General features: G+C 49.6%; 2 protein-coding genes and 1 pseudogene. 2 read left to right on the top strand and 1 reads right to left on the bottom strand.

Annotated elements, in window-relative coordinates; all coding sequences use genetic code 11:
- A pseudogene (locus tag KTG12_RS21235) lies at positions 1-143 on the bottom strand (DUF3408 domain-containing protein); the annotation flags it as partial.
- Between the two features lie 477 nt (positions 144-620).
- On the opposite strand from KTG12_RS21235, the gene KTG12_RS21230 reads away from it, so the two are divergent.
- Together KTG12_RS21230 and KTG12_RS21225 are read left to right on the top strand one after the other, a co-directional pair.
- Positions 621-932 (top strand): helix-turn-helix domain-containing protein, encoded by a 312-nt coding sequence (locus KTG12_RS21230; RefSeq protein ID WP_004295307.1) that lies wholly within the window; start codon positions 621-623, stop codon positions 930-932.
- 43 nt (positions 933-975) lie between these two features.
- Positions 976-1299: a helix-turn-helix domain-containing protein gene (locus KTG12_RS21225; protein WP_004295308.1), complete on the top strand. Its 324-nt coding sequence runs from the start codon at positions 976-978 to the stop codon at positions 1297-1299.
- Positions 1300-1687: the final 388 nt, after the last annotated feature.

Genomic DNA, 1687 nt, shown 5'->3' with positions numbered 1-1687 from the left:
GATTCCCCCGGACCGGGTTCCATCATGAGTCTTTCCCACCACTCGTCGTGGCCGGCTCCGGGACTACGGCCGTTCTTTCTGTCTGCGGTTTCGGATACCGCCATTTTCTTCCCTTTCGTTTTTTCAGTCGGTTCACTTTTCATTGTACATGGATTTTAGATGGTTGATACTGTGGGCACGGTCTACCCGTTTGCCCGATTGTCGGAAGCAAATAAAACGATAATAACAAGTGCTGTGAAACGGCCGGGTCCGATTGGCGGGGTTTGCCGTGTTATTCATATTGTTGGATCAGTCTGACGGTGATGACTTCACAAATATACGCACCGGAAATTTCCCACTCTTCGGGAACGGATCTGAACGTCTGTTTACTAAAAGCAAATGAATATTAAAATCCGATTTCCATGACATCTGATGACATATAATGACATCTGATGAAGGGGCGGAACCATATCCGGGAACAATCATTTACTTTGCAGATGAAACAAGTACGCATATGGTGTCAAAGGTAGTCATCCTGTCTTGAAATTCAGGACGTTCCGCCGGGATTCACTAAATTGCGGAACGGAATCCGGATCCGAAAAGAGAATGAAACAGATGTCAAACCTGAAATTACAGTGATTATGGAAATAGTGAACATTGAGGCAAGGACCTTCGAGGCGATGCTCTCGGCCTTCCGGACGTTTGCGGACCGGCTGGACACCCTCTGCCGGCTGTACGGCGACATGGAGGAGAAGAAATGGCTGGACAACCAGGAGGTGTGCCTGCTGCTGAAGGTCAGCCCGAGAACCCTGCAGACCCTCCGTGACAACGGCACGCTGGCATACACACAGATCTGCCACAAGACATATTACAAGCCCGGGGACGTGGAAAGTATCATCCGGATAGTGGAGGAGCGCCGCAAGCGGGCTGAAAGTATGGGAAGGTCGATCTGAAAGGCCATGAAAAACGAATGTCGAACAAAAAAAAGATCAAGTCATGATGAATACCGATAACCGTCTGCTCACCCGTGAGAGCAGCGAGCATATAAGAGAGTTCTTCTCCACCGTCGAACGTCTCTCCGTTTCCATGGAGCGTCTCTTTGCCGGCAGGTCACCGGCGATGGCGGGCGAGAACTTCTATACGGACCGCGAACTGGCTGAAAAGCTGAAAGTGAGCCGCCGCAGCCTGCAACAGTACCGTGACAGCGGTCTGCTTGCCTTCACCCGGCTGGGCGGCAAGATACTGTACCGTTCTTCCGACATCGAGAAGCTGCTTGACGGCTGCTACCGGGAGGCGAGAACCAGGCCGGAGGAACTTTAGAAAAGTTCCGTACGGGATCGTGAATGAAGGGGCGGTCGGTTGTCATACCGGTCGCTCCTTCATTTTCTTTCCACCGGATGAACGACTTTAATTTGCTCGTAAAATACTTATACACAGAGTGTTTTTTTCTTTATGAATTATGATCCGGTGACAACATTGGCATAACATGGCGGGACATGGAAACATTTTTCCGATATGGCAATAAGATACGGGGATTCCATTATAAAAAAAGACTCTTATTTTATTATGTCATTATGTTATTCTGAAATTGGGGCGGGCCGTTCGTGTACCGGTGGGACGATCCGTTTCCGTAATGGCGGCACATTCCGTACTGGTATCATTATCCTCCGGCAATGCCGTTTCCCGGTCTTTTCGGAGTGACCTTATG

Source organism: Parabacteroides sp. MSK.9.14, from assembly GCF_019041495.1.
Classification (GTDB): domain Bacteria; phylum Bacteroidota; class Bacteroidia; order Bacteroidales; family Tannerellaceae; genus Parabacteroides; species Parabacteroides merdae.
The sequence above is the reverse complement of the archived record's forward strand: the minus strand, read 5'-3'. Positions and strand labels throughout refer to the sequence as shown.

Bases quoted from the DNA above. Each gene is read 5' to 3' on its own strand.
- KTG12_RS21230 (WP_004295307.1), top strand. From the start codon at position 621: ATGGAAATAGTGAACATTGAGGCAAGGACCTTCGAGGCGATGCTCTCG.
- KTG12_RS21225 (WP_004295308.1), top strand. From the start codon at position 976: ATGATGAATACCGATAACCGTCTGCTCACCCGTGAGAGCAGCGAGCAT.